Consider the following 436-nt stretch of genomic DNA (forward strand, 5'->3'; position numbering starts at 1 on the left):
GTTCACGACACTGTCAAGCACGAGATTGAGGCACGGCCCCAGGAGCAGACGCGCCACCATTTCGACGCGACAGGGACGTAAGCGCCCCCGGTCCACCTCCTTCTGGAGGAACTGGGCAAGTCGGCGGCTATCGCGCGCGACGGCTGACTCGCCCTCATCCAGGGACGGGGTCGGGCGAAGAGGGCTTATGGCTCCAGCGGAGCATCACGAACGGTATTCTCTCCTGCGCGAAGCGGATGACCTCCCGGACGAGCCGCGTCAGGTTGGCCCGCATGTCCCCCTGTCCGGAGAGGCCGTCGAGTTCTCGCACCCAGGAGGGGACGGCGGGCGCTTTGAGGGCGGCCCGGAAAAGTCCTTCCTTGGTGGCGAAGCGGCGAAAGAGGGTTCCCTCCGCCACGCCCGCCCGTTGCGCGATCTCCACGGTGGACGCATTCAT

1 protein-coding gene is annotated in these 436 nt (G+C 66.7%); it reads right to left on the bottom strand.

The genetic code is table 11. The features are described from left to right. Window positions 1–154: 154 nt before the first annotated feature. The coding region (locus I6F37_RS40505) for a TetR/AcrR family transcriptional regulator (RefSeq protein ID WP_225154448.1) at window positions 155–436 on the bottom strand (282 nt) is incomplete at its 5' end.

The sequence above is a fragment of the Bradyrhizobium sp. NBAIM08 genome (assembly GCF_020193935.1).
Classification (GTDB): domain Bacteria; phylum Pseudomonadota; class Alphaproteobacteria; order Rhizobiales; family Xanthobacteraceae; genus Bradyrhizobium; species Bradyrhizobium yuanmingense.